This is a genomic window from Nocardia sp. NPDC004582 (assembly GCF_053602115.1).
In genome coordinates, this window is the sequence record NZ_JBSGCY010000017.1 from 15,222 (window position 1) to 32,559 (window position 17,338).

The window sequence follows — 17,338 nt, forward strand, 5'->3', positions numbered from 1 at the left end:
TATCTGCCCTCTCTGAGAGTGGCGGTGTTCACTCCCGCGCCGCCGTAGGCATGGTGTGAATCGACGCGAAAGCCCGCCGGGAACAGTGCTCCGAGCGGGCTTTCGCGACTGCTACTTGGCCTTGATCGGCGAGTCCTTCGCCAGGCCTGACCGGGTCTCGACGGTCACGTCCAGAGTCGGGCGTGAATTCGCGTCCGGAGCGTACGGGGTGAACTTCTCGAGTGCGCCCCAATCCCGTCGCCAGTCGTGCTTCAGGTACGACGGCCGGGTCTCGGACTGCAGCAGCAGACCGGTCCAGCCGAGCGGCCCGCCGCCGATATCGTCCTGCCAGGCGTTGGAGGCGTCCTGGCCCACGCGGTCGGGCAGGATGCGCCACGCGGGCACCTCGGCCACGCCGTCGTGGTGGTCGAACGGGCGCTGGCACGGGAACGCGAGACCCACATGCCAGTCCTCCAGCACCGGGGCCTGGTCGCCGACAAGGGAATTCAGCGTCCGCAGCTCGGGCAGCCGGGGCGGGGTGACCGCCAGCCACTGGCGCGGGGTGATGTCGGCATCGTTCAGGACCAGGCGAATCGCGTTCGCGCCCGCGGGAATCTGGTCCAGCGGGATGCGCAGATTGCGCCACGACGGGTTCGGGCCGATATCGATGGGCCGGATCTGGCCGACATCGCGGACCTCACCCGCGGCGTCGCGGGTGCCGTACTCGACGAGCAGGTCCTGTCCATAGGTCTGGACGCCGTCCTTGTCGAAGGACTTGATCCGGCCCGCCGCGGTCACCACCAGCACCTGGTAGGCCGGGTTATCGCGCACGGTGTTGAGCTTCTCGGCGTTGTACCACTGGGTGGTGAGCTTCGAAACCTGCTGCTCGCCATCGGTGTAGCTGCCCAGCACGGGGGTCTTGGCCGGATCCAGGCCGAAGGGCAGGGCGACCGAGCTGCCGTTGATACCGGCCTGCTCGCTCTTGCCGCCTCCGGTGCCGGCCCCGGTGGTCTTGGAGGTCTTGTTGCCGGACTTGTCGTTCACCGAGTTGGCGCCGCCGGTGACGGTCTCCTCGGCGTCGGCGGTGAGGTCGGCGGCCACGCCGTTGGGGGTGAATCCGGTGTTCTGCGCGGCCAGGCCGTCGGCGTCGGAGCCGGTCCACGGGTGCAGCAGCGACCCGGCGGTGTCGGTCTCCACCAGCACCTCGTTGGCCAGGGCGCACGAATCGCCCTTCAGCGAGCGCAGATTCGACTGGGCGATGGAGTAGGCCGGGTACTGGCCGACGGCCGCCTTGGCCAGCGACAACACCTCGAACAGCACCAGCGCGGCGGCCGCGATGGTGAGCGGCATGCTGGCGAACCTGTCGAAGCCGCGCACCGGCCGCGGTGACGTGTACGGCTCCCGGAAGTGCTGGTAGGCCGCGATCAGCAGGCACAGCACCGCCAGTCCCAGGAACAGGGTGGAGAAGCCCTTGCCCGCGACGAGCGGGGCCTTGTCGAACCACGGCACGCCGTAGCTGGACACGTACCACCAGCCGTTGGGGCCGGTGAAGGTCATGGCCAGCAGGAAGAACACCGCCGCCGTGAACAGCGTCCGGTTGCGCGGCGAGCGAATCCCGTTGACCCCCACCGCGACCGCGGCCAGCGCCGCCAGCGATCCGGCCAGGCCCGCGTACACGCCGAAGTGGTGGGTCCACTTGGTTGGCGTGAACATCATCAGGAACAGCGACATGAACACGATGCCCAGCACCCGCGCCGACGGACCGCGCGAGGTGCCCGGGATGCGGCCGTTCTTGCGCAGCATCACCATCACGCACACGCCCAGGCACAGCAGCATGGCGAGGATGCCGAACCGGCGGGCCAGCGAGCCGTCGGGGGACAGCATGAGCAGCGAGTCCCAGCGGGTGCGCTCGTCGAACCAGGCCACATTGGGCCCGATCAGGGTGCGCACCCGGGTGGCCTCCATGACCGAGGCCAGGGTCTGATCGCCGAAAACGACCACCAGCACCAGGGTTCCGGCCGCGATGCCGGGCGCGAGCAGCGCGCCGTAGCGCGGCAGCCAGGAACCGCGCTGCCGCCCGGCGCGTTTGATGATCACCATGAGCACCGGCCGCGCGCCCGCGATCAGGGCCGCGATGCAGATCAGCCCGGTCGGCCCGGCGGCCAGCGAGAAGGCCGCGATCAGCACGCCGACGGCCGCGGGCAGCAGCCGCCCGGTGGCGATGGCCCGTTCGATGGAGCACCAGGTCAGCAGCGCGCCCGCCGCGATCAGCGGTTCCGGTCGCAGGCCGTTGTCGTACGGCATCCAGGCGGCCAGGAACACCAGGCCGGCGGTCCAGATGGCGACCTGGTCGCGGCGCACCCGGGAGCCCAAGCGCGGCAGCACTTCCCGGCTGATCACCAGCCAGCACACGATGCCGGCCAGCAGCGCGGGCAGCCGCATCCAGGGACTGGAGTCGCTGATCCGGGTCATCCAGGCCAGTACCTCGTACGGCCACCCGAAGGGCGCCTCGGCGACCCCGAACCAGCGGTAGTAGTTGGCCATGTAGCCCGAATACTTCGAGGCCCGGGCCATATTCAGGATGTAGCCGTCGTCGGAGGTGTTGGCTCCGATGAAGTGCCACACCACCAGTGTGCCCAGCACCGCGACATCGGCGAGCCGCACCCGCCACCAGTGCGCGGGCAGGAAGCGGCGCGGCTTGCGGCCGTCGGAGGTGTCGAGCAGGTGCAGCGCGTACAGCGACAACAGCGTGAACAGCACCGCGCCGATGATCGCCAGCCGCTTCAGCCAGCTCGGGCCGGAGGTGAAGCGCGCGTCGATCCGCACGGTGGCGGAGGCGTTCCCGAGCTGCTCCCGCTTCAGATCGGTGAACAGGCCCACCACCTGCGGCCGGGTGTCGCCGCCGACGGTGCCGACGAACGGCGTCCCGTCCTTGCGCGCGACCCCGGTGAATTCGACGCGGGTCTGGGTGGCGTCCGAGCGCACGGTCACGGTTCCGCAGTCGCCGATCTCGGCCACCGGCGCGGACAGCAGCGGAATCAACCGCACCAGGACCGACAGGACGGGTCCCTTGCCGGGTTCGTCGGTGACCTTGACGACCAGGCCCTTGGTCTCGGCCTGACCGGAGGCGGCGGGCACCGTCGAGAACAGCGTCCCGCTGGGCAGCTCCCGCAACACCTGGCACGGCAGCGTCAAGTCCAGGCTCAACGGCACATACGAGACCAGGGGCGCGGCCACGTCGGCCGTATCCCCTTGCGGCCAATGCAGAGTGGGCCGGTCCTGCTGCACCGGCAGGATCGGGGTGATCACCGCCAGCAGGAATCCGAGAAGACCGGACACCAGGGCGAGGATGCGGATGCGGTGGAACGCTCGGGAGTCTGCGCGCACGAAGAACGACTCTATGATGGTTGGTATCCGAACTGGGCGTGGGGCCGGGCCGGAAGACAAGAGGAATCATGACCGAGCTGCGACCTGGCGAAGTTCTCGCCGGGTATGTGATCGCGCGGCGGGTCGGGGCCGGGGGATCGGGCGTCGTCTACGCGGCCCGGCATCCGCGCTTACCCCGGCTCACGGCTCTGAAGATCTTGAAACGCGATGAGGTCGCCGAAGACGACGAGGTGTGGCGGCGTTTCGAGCGCGAGGCCGATATCGCGGCGCATTTCGACCATCCCAATATCGTGCAGATCTATGACCGCGGCGTCGCCGAGGACCGGTTCTGGATCTCCATGCAGTTCGTGGACGGCGCGGATGCCGGTGAACTGCACCATGTTTCGCCCGAGCGGGCGTTGAGTATAGGCGGCGAGATCGGGGCCGCGCTGGATTACGCGCACGGGAAGGGCGTGCTGCACCGGGATGTGAAGCCGTCCAACATCCTCATCGCCGACCCCGAGAGCGGCCGCCCGGAACGCGCGCTGCTCACCGATTTCGGCATCGCCCGGCTGCGCGACGAGACCACCAAGCTCACCCATACCGGAAATATCTCCGCCACTTTCGCTTTCGCATCACCGGAGCAGGTGAGCGGGAAGCCGGTCGGTCCGCGATCGGATCAATACTCGCTGGCCTGCACGCTTTTCGTGCTGCTCACCGACCAGCGGCCCTTCGCCGCCGACAATCCGCTGGCCTGGGTGCACGCTCACACCCAGGAGCAGCCGCGGCGGCTGAGCGAACTGAACCCAGCGCTCCCGGCCGCCCTGGACGACGTGTTCGACCGGGCCCTGGCGAAGGACCCGGAGGACCGCTTCGACAACTGCGTGGATCTCGCCTACGCCGCCACCCAGGCGTACTACTCCGATCCGGCCCTGGCCGTCACCGCCCGCGCCCGCCTGCCGCATCCGCCGCCCCGCGGCAGCGGGCGGAGGAGGCGACGGAAACCGCTGTGGCAGGGGCGATTACAACGGCGCGTCCTGATTCCGGCGGCGGTGGCGGCGGTGACCGCGGCGGGCGTGGGATTCGTGCTCGACCAGGGCAATGCCCCGCCCGCGCCGACCGCGCGGGGGATGGTGCCCGACCGGTTCGTGGGCACCTGGCTGGCCACCGAGGGACAGACCAACTACCGGCTCACCGTGCAGCAGGCCAAGATCGGCGATCCGGTGCTGTCCAATCGGGTGGACGGCGTGCTCCCCAATGGTTTTCCGTTCCACTGCGAGTTCTCCGCGCCGCTCGACCAGGTGCCCGGCGACGGCGACCGGCTCATCATCGGCACCTCCGAGATCGTGGTGCGCGAGCCGTCCAATGCCTGCCGCGCCAACGGGCCCACCACCCTCACCCTGCTGCCCGACGGGCGGGTCAGCCGCAAAACCGATGTGAGCGGGCTGATCACGTACACGAGCGCCGACACCCTGATCTCCTCCTGGGGCCGCGAGGACGCCGCCATCGCCCGCGCCTTCCCGAGCCTGATCGGCCAGCTCTCCGCCAACGGCACCGCGGTCGGCTGGCAGGGCGGCTCCTGCCGCGCCAAGGATCCCGGGCCGGACGAGGCGGTCCGGGGCGCGCACCGGGTGCGTTGCAACGCCGAGGACGCCACCGGGCAGCCGCGCTTCGACTTCCTCGACTTCGACACCCGCCCCGGCAAATCCGTGGCCGCGCTGTTCTTCGGCGGCAACGCGCGCGTCACCCCGGTAACGCACCAGGACGTGGCGGGCGATCTCACCGTCACCACGGCGGCCACGGTGGATCCGGCCGTGACCCGGGACAGCGACAGCCAGCGCGCGCTGGCCGCGGTCTCCTTCCCCGACGGCGATCCGCGGTCGCGCTTCGTCATGGTGCTGCACTGGCCCGGGCACACGGTGAACAACCTCCTGACCGACTGGCTCGACAAGGCTCCACTGAGGTAGCAGGGCTCCACTGAAGTAGGTAGGTGCGCGATCATGGCCGATCCGAAGCCGGGCGAGGAGATCGCCGGATACGTCATCGAACGCTGGATCGGGGCCGGGGGATCGGGCACCGTCTACGCCGCCCGCCATCCCCGGCTACCGCGCCTGGCCGCCCTCAAGGTCTTCAACCGCGACGAGGTGGCCGCCGACACCGAGGGCTGGCGGCGCTTCGAACGCGAGGCCGACATCACCGCCCGCTTCGACCATCCGAATATCGTGTCGGTCTACGACCGCGGCCTCGACGCCGGAAGACTGTGGATCGCCATGCAATTCGTGGCCGGACCCGACGCCGACGGGCTCACCGGCCTGGCCCCCGAACGGGCGCTGCGCATCGGCGGCGGCATCGCCTCGGCCCTCGACTACGCGCACGGCCAGGGCGTGCTGCACCGGGATGTGAAGCCCTCCAACATCCTGCTGTCCCCGCCCGCGGACGGCCGCCCCGAACGCGCCCTGCTCACCGATTTCGGCATCGCGCGCCTGCGCGACGAGACCACCCACGTCACCAAGACCGGCGACATCTCCGCCACCTTCGCCTTCGCCTCGCCCGAACAGGTGTCGGGCCGCTACCTGGACCCGCGCACCGACCAATACTCCTTGGCCTGCACCCTTTTCGTGCTGCTCACCGGCACCCGGCCATTTCTCGCCACCGACCTGGCGGGCTGGATCTACGCCCACACCAGCACCCCGCCCCTGCACGTCACCCAGTTGCGCCCGGACCTGTCCGCGGCCTTCGACCCCGTTTTCGACCGTGCCCTGGCCAAACATCCGGACGAAAGATTCCCCAGCTGCACCGATTTCGCCGACGCGGCCTGGCACGCCTGGCAGACGGGTTCGGATCCGACGGTCCTGAACCCGGCCGCGCCCGACACCCCGCCGTTCGGCTTCGTCACCGACCCGGGCGTCCTGCGCTCCCCGCGCACGGACCCGACCCTGCTGCGCTCCTCGCGCACCGACCCGACCGCGCTCGCCGGCGGCGGCTACCGCACCGACCCCGGTGCACCGGCCTACCGTGTCGCCTACGGCGCGCGCACCGGATCGTTCGAAGACGCCGCGCCGCACCGGCATCGGGCCCCCGAACCGGTCCCGGTGGCCACGGGTGTGAGCCGCGGCGTGGTCACCGGATTGCTGGCCGTGCTGGCGGCCGCCGTGATCGGCGGCAGCGCCATCGTGGTCACCATGAACCTGGAGAGCCACGGAAGATCCACCGGCACACCGCTGTCCGCGGCGGTCCCCACCGTCGCCTCGGCCGCCCCCACCGCGCTCACCACGGTCGCCGCCACCACGCCGCCCGCACCCGCCGGCCGAGTCCCGTCCGCCTTCGTCGGCGACTGGTCGGGCACCAGCACCGCCAACGCCGACCGCTACCGACTGGCCATCCGCCAGGGCAACCTGAACGACGTGGTCGTGACCTCCACCGTCCTCCGCGACAACCAGCCCATCTGCGTCTTCGACTACCGCCTGCTGGGCGTCCCCGGCAGCGCCGACATCACCGTCGGCGCGGGCGGTCTGGTCAGCGGCGACGCCGACGGCTGCCTGGTCCAGGGCACCCATGAATTGGTGCTGACCGACGGCCGCATCACCCGCGCGCTCTCCCGCAGCGGCGCGGTCACCTACACCCGCGCCGGCTGACCGCCGAAAAGTCCTTCAACCGGCCGGAATTCGATAGGGTTCCCACGACACGCCGGCCCGCTGACGCGGGGTCAGTGCAGCAGCCCGCGGACGTCCCACAGCCACACGCCGTCGACGTACTTCGCCGGGAAGCCGAGCAGTTGGTCCACGGTCAGCCGCAGCGTGTCGGCGTTGTCGGTGGGCGGCAGCACCACCACGTCGGCCTGCCAGTAGCGGAGGTCGACCAGGGCGCGGACGCGGTCGGACTCGTCGATCACCGGAATCTTGTTGGACTGCTGGGCTTTGATCAGCAGGCTCGCGGTGGGGCGGTCGTCGGGGCCGTAGCGGCCCTTCTTGGAGGAGCCGGTGGGCCCGACGAAATAGCCGCCGGCGAGCGGGAATCCGAAGCCGGAATCGACCTGCCAGCGCAGCGCGCGGGCATCGGGGGCGGTGGGCGGCGGAGCGATCACCACGGAGCCGCCCGAAACGTAGTGGCGCACCGTGCCGTCGGTGAAGAACGCGGGCGTGGGCGCGCGCTGCACCACCGGCAGCACGGTCGGGGTGAGCGGCAGCAGGGCGAAGACCAGGGCGGCGAACAGAGCCAGCGGTCGCCAGTCGGTCGCCGAGACGCCCCAGTAGTCCAGCGCGCGCTGGGTGGCCAGCACCAGCACCACCGCGATGGCGGGGATGGCGGCCATGGTGAAGCGGGACTCCAGCACCGAATTCAGCAGCGGCACATGGTCGAGCCACTTCCACGGCAGCACGATGCCGGTATCGCTGAGCCCGATGGTGGCCGAGGCGCCCAGGGACAGGACGGTGAACAGGGCGATCACCGCGGCGGCGGCCCGCACCGCGCGTTCGCGCCACATGAGGACGACGGCCACCGACACCACGATCCACAGCGGCCAGCCGAAGTACGAGTTCTCCTCGGTCGCGTTGATGGCCACGTTCTGGCCGTGCGCGAACAGGCCGCCCAGCGACTCGGAGGGGAACTGGAACAGCGCCTTCAGATCGTTCTTCATCGGCCCGTGGTCGATGGAACGGTAGGACTGCGGCCCGAAGAACTGCCACCACAGCGGAATATTGGTCAGCAGCACCGTGATCAGCGCCGCCAGCAGCACCGGCGGGGCCAGGGTGCGCACCATCCGGAGCCCGGTCTTCGGGGCGTGCAGGTGGTAGACCAGCGCGAACACACCGAAGGCGAGCGCGAAGATGAGCAGCGGCTCCTCACCGAGCGCGATCTGCATCGCCACCAGCAGGCCCAGCACGAAGGCGTCCTTGTTGCGGCGGCCGCGACTCACCTCGGCGTCCGCGGCCGCGCGGCGCGCCATCCGGATCACCTTCAGGCCGATCACCGGCAGCAGCGCCAGCAGCACGAAATTCGGGTGCGCGTTGGCGTGCGAGATCATGGCGGGCGCGAACCCGCAGAACAGGCCGCCCATGGCCGCGGCGAATCTGGACGACACCAGTTCCCGCGAGAACAGCCAGTACCAGGCGAACGCGGTGCCGCACAGGCCCAGGGTGAGCACCAGCACGAAGGTGACCGTCGGCCCGAACAGCAGGGTGACCGGGGTGAGCGGCACCCCGACCCCGAACATGGCGGTATTGGCCATCATGTTCACGCCGTCGGGATAGTTCTGCAGCGTGGTGCCCAGCGGATTGCGCAGGTGCGAGACATCGTGGGCGGTGACCGCGAAGAACCACTCCCACATGGTCTGGTCCTGGCCGCTCTTGATCAGGTAGCCGCGGTCGGTGTGCAGCCACTGTCCCGACAGCACCAGCACCGCCAGCGACAGGTACGCGCTCGCGACGAACAGATCGGCCCGCGCCAGGCGTAGCCGTGCGGCCGTGCGCTGCGCGCGAGTCAGGTTGGGACGGGCCGTATTCGGCGTGACGTGGTCGAGAACCGCCACCGCCGAGCCCGTTTCGTTCCCCCGATCGGTTTCCCGCCCCTGTGCCACGCATAACTCCTTGTGCCTTGCAATCAGCGGCCCACGCTACAGCTTCCGACTGAGATTGCACTGGCAAGTCGTGAAGTTATCCACAGATCCGGACAGTTATCCCCAGATTTCGCCGCATTTTTGGGGATAAGTGATCCTTGTCTCGCCCCATCCCTCAGACACGCACGACGAGGGTGAATGGTCCGATATCGGTGATGCGGTAGTGCCCGTCGTCGAACAGCGCCTTGGGCAGCGTCACCGTGATGCGCTTCACATTCGGATCGTTCGGGTAGACGTCCTCGGACAGCCGCAGCGTGTAGCCGTCGCCGGAACGCCGGAACAGGAACGCGTCCGGCGCCCGCCACGGGCAGTGTTCGAGCGCGTCGGTCAGCTCCCGGGGTGTCTTCAGCGTGGCCCAGCGCTGGATCTCGGCGGTCCGCTCCGCGAAGTGCGCCAGCGGGTTCGCGTAATGCGAAGTGAGCGCCTGGAATCCGAAATACGGGTAGATCGCCAGGAAGCTGGTGTCCGCGGTCAGCACCACACTGCCGTCGCGCGGCCGCCCGGTCTGCTCCAGCAGTTTCGCGTCGATCTCGCGGTAGTAGGAGACGGCCGACGGAGCGCGCTTGTCGGCGCGCTCGCCATTGCCGTCGGTGTCGGTGTAGGCCGTGGTGATCTCGGTGGCGAGCACCGTCGGAATGCCCTGGCTGAACCCGATCGCCCCGGCCAGCGCCACCGCGGCCGCCGCGATCCGGAACCGGCCCGGCTCGTTCAGCGCCTGGTAGACCGCCCGCGCGCCCTCGGCGAAGGCGAACACGCCCGCCGCCGACAGCAGCGCCAGCAGCGGCGATTCCAGCCGGAACGACAGCAGGGTGGTCCCGGCCGCCGTCGCTGCCATGGACAGCAGACACCACAGGTAGATGGCGACGACGCCGATGCCCAGCGCCTGCGCGCGCCGCGAACTGCCCGCGCGCAGCACCAGCCAGATGGTTCCGGCCAGGCAGAACACACCCAGCAGATCGAACTCGGTCATGGGCAGCGGCAGCCGCGAACCGGTCTCGGGGAGGTAGTGGAACGCCGAGCCCGAGCCCAGAGATGCCTTGCCGGACAGGAACTTCAGCAGGAACGGGGTCCAGACGGCCAGGGCCAGCACGCCCGCGATCGCGCCGATTCCGATGAGCCGGACCAGGATCGGCCAGATAGCCCGCCAGGTGTGCTGCGATCGGATGGCAAATCCGGCGGCGATGAGCGCCATCAGGCACACCGCGAAGACCGCGACGCCGAAGTAGAGGCTGTAGAAGGTGGCTCCGAGGCCGAGGAACAGTCCGGTCCCCACCACCGCGCCCCAGCCGCCCGCGGTGGTCTCCGCGTCCTCGCTGGTCTCGGCGGGCCGATACAACGCGCCCCAGGCCAGGACCAGCGCGGGGCCGAGCAGCAGCGTGAGCACCGCGCTGTAGGCCTCGGGCGCACCGTAGGCGAGGGTCACCGCGGTAGTCGCGGTGGCGACCGCGACCGCCCAATCCGCGCGAATCAGCCTGGACCACAGCACCAGCGCGACCGCCGCCGCGACCGCCAGGCCGATGATCGCGAAGGGCTTGAACGCCTCCCACCCGGCCAGCCCGGTCAGGCTCGCGAACCGGCCACCCAGCCAGAACCAGCCCGCCGGATAGAACGGCGGCAGTTCCGCGTAGTTCATATCGCGCAGCGCGGCGCTGTCGGTCAGCCGCGTCAGATACTGCGTCCGGAACTCCTGGTCCACGGACATGCCGAACAGGTACAGCTTGGTGGCGGCCAGCGGCATGCCGAGGGTCACGGTCACGAAGGCCGAAAGTCCGCCCCAGGACAGCAGTTTCGCGAGCCACCCCCACTTGCGCAGGCGCAGCAACACCACCGCGACCGTCAGCATCGCCAGCGCGGCCACCTGCCCGACCGTGGTCAGCGCCCGGGTCACGTTGGAGGAGTTGAACGCCGGCCAGTGCACGACCGAGAACGCCTCGAGCCCGATCGCGGCCACCACGGCCGCCACCACAGCGGCGAGCACGGCCTCCCCGGCCGCACTACCGGCCTGCCGCGCCAGCACCGCCGCTCGCCCGCTCGCCCGCTCGCTCATCCGCACCAGCCCTCCGCATTCGTGTCCATGGACCGCCGGTCAGCCTAGCCAGTGCCGCGTGCGCGAACGCCTCGCCGGGGCCGACCCGCCGGATATGAAAAACGCCGCACCCGGGGACCGGAATGCGGCGTTGATCGCAAGCTCGCCTAGATGGGCAGCTTGCGGAAGATCGGACGCGGCACGTGCCGCAGGATCATCATGACGTAGCGGAAAACGGTGGGGGCCCAGACGATTTCCTTGCCCTTCTCCGAGGCCGACACCGCGAGCAGCGCGACGTCTTCCTTGTTCACGGTGAGACCGTTCTCCTTGGCGTGCGCGGAGAGCCGGGTGCGCACCATGCCGGGGCGGATGACCGTGACGCGCGGGCCGAACTTGGCCAGCGCCTCACCCAGACCCAGGTAGAACCCGTCCAGGCCGGCCTTGGTGGAGCCGTAGACGAAGTTGAAGCGGCGCACGCGCTCACCGGCGACCGAGGACATGGCCAGGATGCGGCCGAAGCCCTGCGCCTTCATCTTCTCGCCGAGCAGCACGCCCACCGACACCGCGGCGGTGTAGTTGATCTCGGCCATCATGACGGCCTTGCGCTGGTCCTGCCAGAAGATCTCGCCGTCGCCGTCGATGCCGAACGCGACGATGGCCACGTCGACGTCACCGTCGGCCCAGGCCGCGTCGATCACCGCGGGGTGGCTGCCGGTGTCGAGCGCGTCGAAGTCGACGACCTGGACCTCGGAGGCCCCGGCCGCCTTCATCTGCGATACGGCGTCCTCGCGCAGCGGATCACCCGGCAGGGCCGCCAGGACGATGCGCGCGGGGCCCTTCTTCAGGTACTCGGCGCAGATCGCCAAGCCGATCTCCGAGGTGCCGCCCAGCAGCAGAATGGATTGCGGGTTGCCTACCGCATTGATCACTGAAGCTCCAGCCTTCTCGCCATATCGGACATGAAAACGCCTGTGGGGTCGACGCTCCGGCGGATCTTGATCCACTCGTCGATCCGGGGGTACATCTTGTGGAAGGTCTCCGCGTCGGTGCGCGAATCCTTGGCAGTGTAGATGCGGCCGCCGAACTCGAGGACGCGGCGGTCCAATTCGCGCACCAGCTCGTTGAGGCCCGGGCGGATCGGGAAGTCGAAGCAGGTGTTCCAGCCCTCCATGGGGAAGCTGAGCGGAGCCTGGTTCCCGGGACCGAAGAACTTCAGCACATTGAGCGCGGAATGATGCCCCGATGCCTGAATATCAATGATGATCTTGGTGAATTCGTCGAGGGCCTCCGGCGGCACCACGAACTGGTACTGCAGGAATCCCTTCGAGCCGTAGGCCCGATTCCACTCCGAGATCACGTCCAGCATGTGATAGAACTGCGTCAAGTTCATCAGCTTGCCGGTGTAGTTACCGCCGAGCGCGTAGTACGCCTCGCCGACCATTCCCAGCGTGAACTTGTTGACCGCGAAGCTCGGGAAGATATCCGGCACCGTCAGCAGATTCGGGGCGTCGAACTTCAGCGGATTCTTACGCAGCTTCTTCGGCAGCTCATCGAGTTTCGCCAGCCGGCCGCGAGACACATTGGCGCGGCCCAGCTTCGGCGGCCCGGAGATCACGTCGAACCAGGTCGAGGAGTAGGTGTAGTTCGCCTCGGACCCGTCCTTGTGGACCGCGATCGTCTCCTCGAGGTCGACGGTCTTGATGCCGTCGGAGATGAAGTAGGCCGTCTCGGTCGGCGTCATCTCGATGGTGGCGCGCAGCACGATGCCGGTCAGCCCATTGCCGCCGACGGTCGCCCAGAACAGCTTGGCGTTCTTCTTCGGCCCGATGGTCTGCACCTTGCCGTCGGCGGTGAGCAGATCGATGGACCGCACGTGGTTGCCGAAGCTGCCCGCGCTGTGGTGGTTCTTGCCGTGGATGTCGGAGCCGATCGCGCCGCCCACCGTCACCTGCCGGGTGCCCGGGAGCACCGGAACCCACAGGCCGAACGGCAGCGCCGCCTTCATCAGCTGGTCGAGGGACACGCCCGCGTCCACGTCCACCAGCCGGGAGTCCCGGTCGATGCGGTGGATGCGGTTGAGCGCGGTCATGTCGACGACCAGGCCGCCGGCGTTCTGGGCGTGATCGCCGTAGGAGCGGCCCAGGCCGCGGGCGATGACGCCGCGACGCAGGTGCGCGGGCTTCGAGTCGTTGTCCTCCGCGACCATGGCGACCGCCTTGGCGATCAGCTCCGGGTCACTGGTGGAGAGCACTTCCGAGGTGGTGGCCGCGGTGCGCCCCCAACCGGTCAAGCGCCGGGTCTGCGTCGGCAGGTCGAACGAACCCTGCTGTGACACGGTGCCCTCTTTTTCTTTGCCGACTACAGGGCTGTCACCGTTCGAGCTGGGCTCGGCGGCGGCCGCGGTAGTGGTCTGAGCTTTCGTGGACATCGGCATAGAGGCTACAGGCATAACCGTTCCGAGGCTTGTGTCCAATGTCGCGGGCACTACTCTTCTGCGTTGTGACCGCGGAACCCCATCTGCCCCTCCCGCCCGAGCTGCCCCTGGTCGATGAACCCGGCGGTACGGACGTCGATCTCAAGACGCAGATCATTCGTTTCCTGGCGACGGGCATCTTCTCCGCGGTGGTGGACTTCGGCCTGTACACCCTGCTTTTCCAGCTGGTGGGCCTGCCGTTGCCGGTGGCCAAGTCGATCAGCTTCATCGCGGGCACCACGACGGCGTACCTGATCAACCGGCGCTGGACCTTCCAGGCCGAGCCGAATCGCAAGCGGTTCCTGGCGGTGATCGCCCTGTACGCGCTGACCTTCGCCCTGCAGGTGGGGATCAACCAGCTCTGCTACTACGCGCTGCCGGACGCCTGGTGGCGGATGGCCCTGGCGTTCTGTGTCGCGCAGGGCACCGCCACCGTGATCAACTTCATCGTCCAGCGCGCGGTGATCTTCAAGATCAACTAGGCGCGGCTCAGGATTCGACGAGGGCGCTGGTCTCTTCCTTGGCCCGGAAGTAGTCGCCGCCCTTGGCGCGCACATTGTCGGTGCCCCACTGCCGGGCCTCCCGCTGCGCGGGCACCAGGTGCGGAATGTGCTTGCGGCAGTGGATGTAGGCCTCCTCCACATCGACCACCACCCAGCGCTCCGGCATGCGGCCGCGGGATTCGGCGGGCAGATCCGGGACGCAGCGGCGCATGAGCGCGTCGTCCACGATGCGGGCGGTGCCGTTGACGTGCAGGCCGATCAGATCCTGCACGAAGTCGATCATCAGGATGCCGACGTGCGGATTCTCGAGCACATTGCCCAGGCTGGCCATCACGCCGTTACCGCGGTATTCGGGGTAGGCGACGGTGCGTTCGTCGATCACGTGCAGGAAGCCGGGATTGCCGGCGCGGAAGCTGGCATCGCATTCGCCGTGCTTGTCGGCGGTCGCGATGAAGGCCATATCCATCCGGCGGATGAAATCGATCATGTGGGTATTGAGCCGATCCCGTACCTGATCGGAGTAGAAGCGCTCCGCGCGGTCCTCGGTGCCGTACCGTTCCTGCAGTTCCCGCTCGCCGTCGCTGCCGTTTCTGACCCCGGGCATCGTGCGCCCCCTTTGGTAGCTGAAATACCGGATGGAAGAGGCTCGGCCACGAACTTCGGCCACCCGAAATCCTATACGGTTTAACTATTTTCGTGTGGCGAATGCGTGATCCGGCATATCTGCCCTGGTGGGGCTGCTTCGACTGATGCCGGACAAACCTTCCCGTTGCGAGGATCCTCCCGGATGGAACCGCTCACAAGGGACCTTCGTCCCTTAGCTGCGGGGATGCTGCCGATCGTCTCGGGGCGAGGGTATGCGAGATCCCCAGGGGGCGCGGGGATTTCGCATTCCTGTTTTGTCCATTTTGCAGATCTTCGCGCCGGGTTCGACGGTTTTCATCCCCCTAGGTGGCGCTGATCTTCGGTACTCGAAACATAAATACCGAAAGGTCTTTTCGAAGCGGCTCCGGAATCACGCCGGGGTGAGCGTCACCGGCACCCCGTTGAACACCGCGTTCCCCGACGGGACATCGACCAGCGAATCATCGGTCAGCACATTGGCGTTCACCCCGGCATGGGTCCGCGCGACCGCCTGCGCGCTGTCCTCGTGCCCCCAGCCGTGCGGCAGGCTCACCACCCCCGGCATGATGTCCTCGGTCGGCTCCAGCTCCACGGTCACCGTGCCCGCCGCCGACTTCACCACCGCCCGCCCGTCCAGCCCCAGCCGCGCCGCGTCCTCGGGATGAATGTGCAGCGTGCACCGGTTCGACCCGCCCACCAGCGGCGGAACATTGTGCAGCCAGCTGTTGTTGGAGCGCAGCTGCCGCCGCCCCACCAGCACCATCTCCGGCCGCCGGTCCTGCGCGCGCGCCCGCAGCCGGGCCACATCGGCCAGCAGCTGCGCGGGTGCCAGCTCCACCCTCCGCGAGGCCGTCCGCAGCGCGCCCGGCAGCCGCGGGCGCAGCGGACCGAGGTCGATGCCGTGCGGATTGTCCAGTAGCACGCGCAGATTCAGCCGACCCGCCCAGTCCTCGGCCGGTTCCTCGGAAGCGGAGCCGGGGGCAGCGCCGGAAGCGGCCGCCGCCGCGGGCGCGTTCGCCGCGTTCGCCCACTCGCCGAACGGCCCCAGCCGCAGCATCAGGTCCAGCCGCTGCTCGGTGGTGTTCGACCCGAGCAGTTCCGCGCGCCGATCCGCCATCCCGGCCTTGTGCAGGGTCCCGGCGATGACGATCTCGTCGACCACGGTGAGCGGATCCAGCCCCGGTTGCGGCTCCTGCCCGCTGACCGCGAGCGCCAGCCGGGCCAGCACCTCGGCCTCGGACAATTCGTCCGGGCCCAGCGGCGCCACCGGCGGCGAGTAGCGGGCGTAGTTCCGCACCGCGAAATTGAGCAGCGCGAAGTCGTAGTGCGGAGACTGTGCGACGCGCGGAGGCGGCAGAATCACGTCCGCGTGCCGGGTGGTCTCGTTGAGGTACCGATCGACGCTCACCATGAATTCCAGACCCGCGAAAGCGGCATCCAGGCGTGCGCCACTGGGTGCGGACAGCACCGGATTGCCGGCCACCGTCACCATGGCCCGGATCCGCCCCTCCCCGGGGGTCAGGATCTCGTCGGCCAGCGTCGCCACCGGCAGTTCGCCCATGGCCTCGGGCAGTCCGCGCACCCGGCTGCCCCAGCGCCCGGTCCGGAACGGCCGCGACCGCACGATGCCCAGCGCGGCCCCGGTCGCGAACATGGCCCCGCCGGGCGAATCCAGATTGCCGGTCAGCACATTGACCACATCCACCAGCCACTGCGTCACCGTGCCGAACTCGGCCGTGCAGGTGCCGATCCGGGCGTAGACGGCGGCGGTGGGCGCGGCGGCCAGTTCCCGGGCCAGCCGCGCGATCGTCTCGGCGGGCACCCCGGTGCGCGCGGCGACGAGCTCCGGCGGGAAATCGGCCGCGGCGGCGCGGATCTCGTCGAGCCCGGTCACCTCGACCCGGAGGTCGGTCAGCTCCTCGGCGAACAGGGTGTGCACGATCCCGAACAGCAGGTAGGCGTCGCTGCCGGGCCGCACGAACAGATGCTCGTCGGCGAGCTTGGCGGTGCGGGTGCGGCGCGGGTCCACCACCACGAACCGGCCGCCGCGCTGCCGCAGCGCCTTCAACCGGCCCGGGAAATCCGGTGCGGTGCACAGCGATCCGTTGGACTCCAGCGGATTCGCGCCCAGCATCAGCAGATAGTCGGTCCGGTCCAGGTCGGGCACCGCGACGGTGAGCGGATCGCCGAACATCAGCCCGCTCGACACCTGCTTGGGCATCTGGTCGGCGGTGCTGGCCGAGAACAGGCTGCGGGTGGCCAGGGCCCGGATCAGCAGCGGCACGTACAGCGCCCCGGCCACCGTGTGCGCGTTGGGATTGCCCAGGTACAGGCCCACCGCCTGATTGCCGTACGCGGCCGAGACCTGCGGCAGCCGCTCCCGGATCACCCCGAAGGCCTCGTCCCAGCTGACAGCCCGCCACGTATCGGTGGCGCGGTCGCGGATCATGGGCCGCGTGAGCCGGTCGGGATCGCCGTCGAGGTGGCCGAGGGTCGCGCCCTTGGGGCAGACGAAACCCTTGCTGAAGGGGTCGGCGTGATCACCGCGCACCGAGACGATGCGGTCGCTGCTGTCGAGGGTGAGTTCGAGGCCGCACACCGCTTCGCAGAGCGGGCAGGTGCGCAGTGCCGTCCGATGATCACCCGGTGCGGTCCGGGGGCTGTCCGTGACGTGGGTCATACCCAATGATCGCCCGGACGCGGATCGGGCGAAACACCCGCGGCGGGCGAATCGTGATGGGGGAGCAGGCAAT

The 17,338-nt window shown here is 69.1% G+C and carries 10 protein-coding genes; 3 read left to right on the top strand and 7 right to left on the bottom strand.

The window, feature by feature from the left end:
• Nucleotides 1–111: 111 nt before the first annotated feature.
• Nucleotides 112–3,366, bottom strand: a complete 3,255-nt coding sequence (locus ACWELJ_RS07690) for an arabinosyltransferase domain-containing protein (protein WP_452365380.1) — start codon at nt 3,364–3,366, stop codon at nt 112–114.
• A 68-nt stretch (nt 3,367–3,434) separates the two neighbouring features.
• Between ACWELJ_RS07690 and ACWELJ_RS07695 the strand changes: the two genes are divergently transcribed.
• Both ACWELJ_RS07695 and ACWELJ_RS07700 read left to right on the top strand, forming a co-directional pair.
• Nucleotides 3,435–5,312, top strand: a complete 1,878-nt coding sequence (locus tag ACWELJ_RS07695) for a serine/threonine-protein kinase (RefSeq protein ID WP_452365381.1) — start codon at nt 3,435–3,437, stop codon at nt 5,310–5,312.
• A 33-nt stretch (nt 5,313–5,345) separates the two neighbouring features.
• Nucleotides 5,346–6,980 carry a serine/threonine-protein kinase gene (locus tag ACWELJ_RS07700; RefSeq protein WP_452365382.1) on the top strand — a complete coding sequence of 545 codons (1,635 nt, stop codon included), beginning with the start codon at nt 5,346–5,348 and terminating at the stop codon, nt 6,978–6,980.
• 71 nt (nt 6,981–7,051) lie between these two features.
• On the opposite strand, the gene ACWELJ_RS07705 is transcribed toward ACWELJ_RS07700, so the two are convergent.
• The 4 genes from ACWELJ_RS07705 to ACWELJ_RS07720 form a co-directional block, all read right to left on the bottom strand.
• Nucleotides 7,052–8,872: a glycosyl transferase gene (locus ACWELJ_RS07705; protein WP_452365426.1), complete on the bottom strand. Its 1,821-nt coding sequence runs from the start codon at nt 8,870–8,872 to the stop codon at nt 7,052–7,054.
• 202 nt (nt 8,873–9,074) lie between these two features.
• Nucleotides 9,075–11,006, bottom strand: a complete 1,932-nt coding sequence (locus ACWELJ_RS07710) for a galactan 5-O-arabinofuranosyltransferase (RefSeq protein WP_452365383.1) — start codon at nt 11,004–11,006, stop codon at nt 9,075–9,077.
• Between the two features lie 146 nt (nt 11,007–11,152).
• The gene (locus tag ACWELJ_RS07715) at nt 11,153–11,914 is read right to left on the bottom strand and encodes a decaprenylphospho-beta-D-erythro-pentofuranosid-2-ulose 2-reductase (RefSeq protein ID WP_452365384.1); all 762 of its coding nucleotides are present in this window, start codon (nt 11,912–11,914) and stop codon (nt 11,153–11,155) included.
• The gene (locus tag ACWELJ_RS07720; RefSeq protein ID WP_452365385.1) at nt 11,911–13,413 is read right to left on the bottom strand and encodes an FAD-binding protein; all 1,503 of its coding nucleotides are present in this window, start codon (nt 13,411–13,413) and stop codon (nt 11,911–11,913) included. The genes ACWELJ_RS07715 and ACWELJ_RS07720 overlap by 4 nt, the downstream gene beginning before the upstream one ends.
• 44 nt (nt 13,414–13,457) lie before the next feature.
• Between ACWELJ_RS07720 and ACWELJ_RS07725 the strand changes: the two genes are divergently transcribed.
• Complete coding sequence (locus tag ACWELJ_RS07725) at nt 13,458–13,940, top strand: GtrA family protein (protein ID WP_452365386.1); 483 nt, start codon at nt 13,458–13,460, stop codon at nt 13,938–13,940.
• Between the two features lie 7 nt (nt 13,941–13,947).
• Here the strand turns inward: ACWELJ_RS07725 and ACWELJ_RS07730 are convergent, their stop codons facing one another.
• Both ACWELJ_RS07730 and ACWELJ_RS07735 read right to left on the bottom strand, forming a co-directional pair.
• A complete protein-coding gene (locus tag ACWELJ_RS07730) occupies nt 13,948–14,565 on the bottom strand; it encodes a pyridoxamine 5'-phosphate oxidase family protein (RefSeq protein ID WP_452365387.1) in 618 nt (205 codons plus the stop codon).
• A gap of 411 nt (nt 14,566–14,976) precedes the next feature.
• On the bottom strand, nt 14,977–17,265 hold the full coding sequence (locus ACWELJ_RS07735; protein WP_452365388.1) for a molybdopterin-dependent oxidoreductase: 2,289 nt from the start codon (nt 17,263–17,265) through the stop codon (nt 14,977–14,979).
• Nucleotides 17,266–17,338 lie beyond the last annotated feature (73 nt).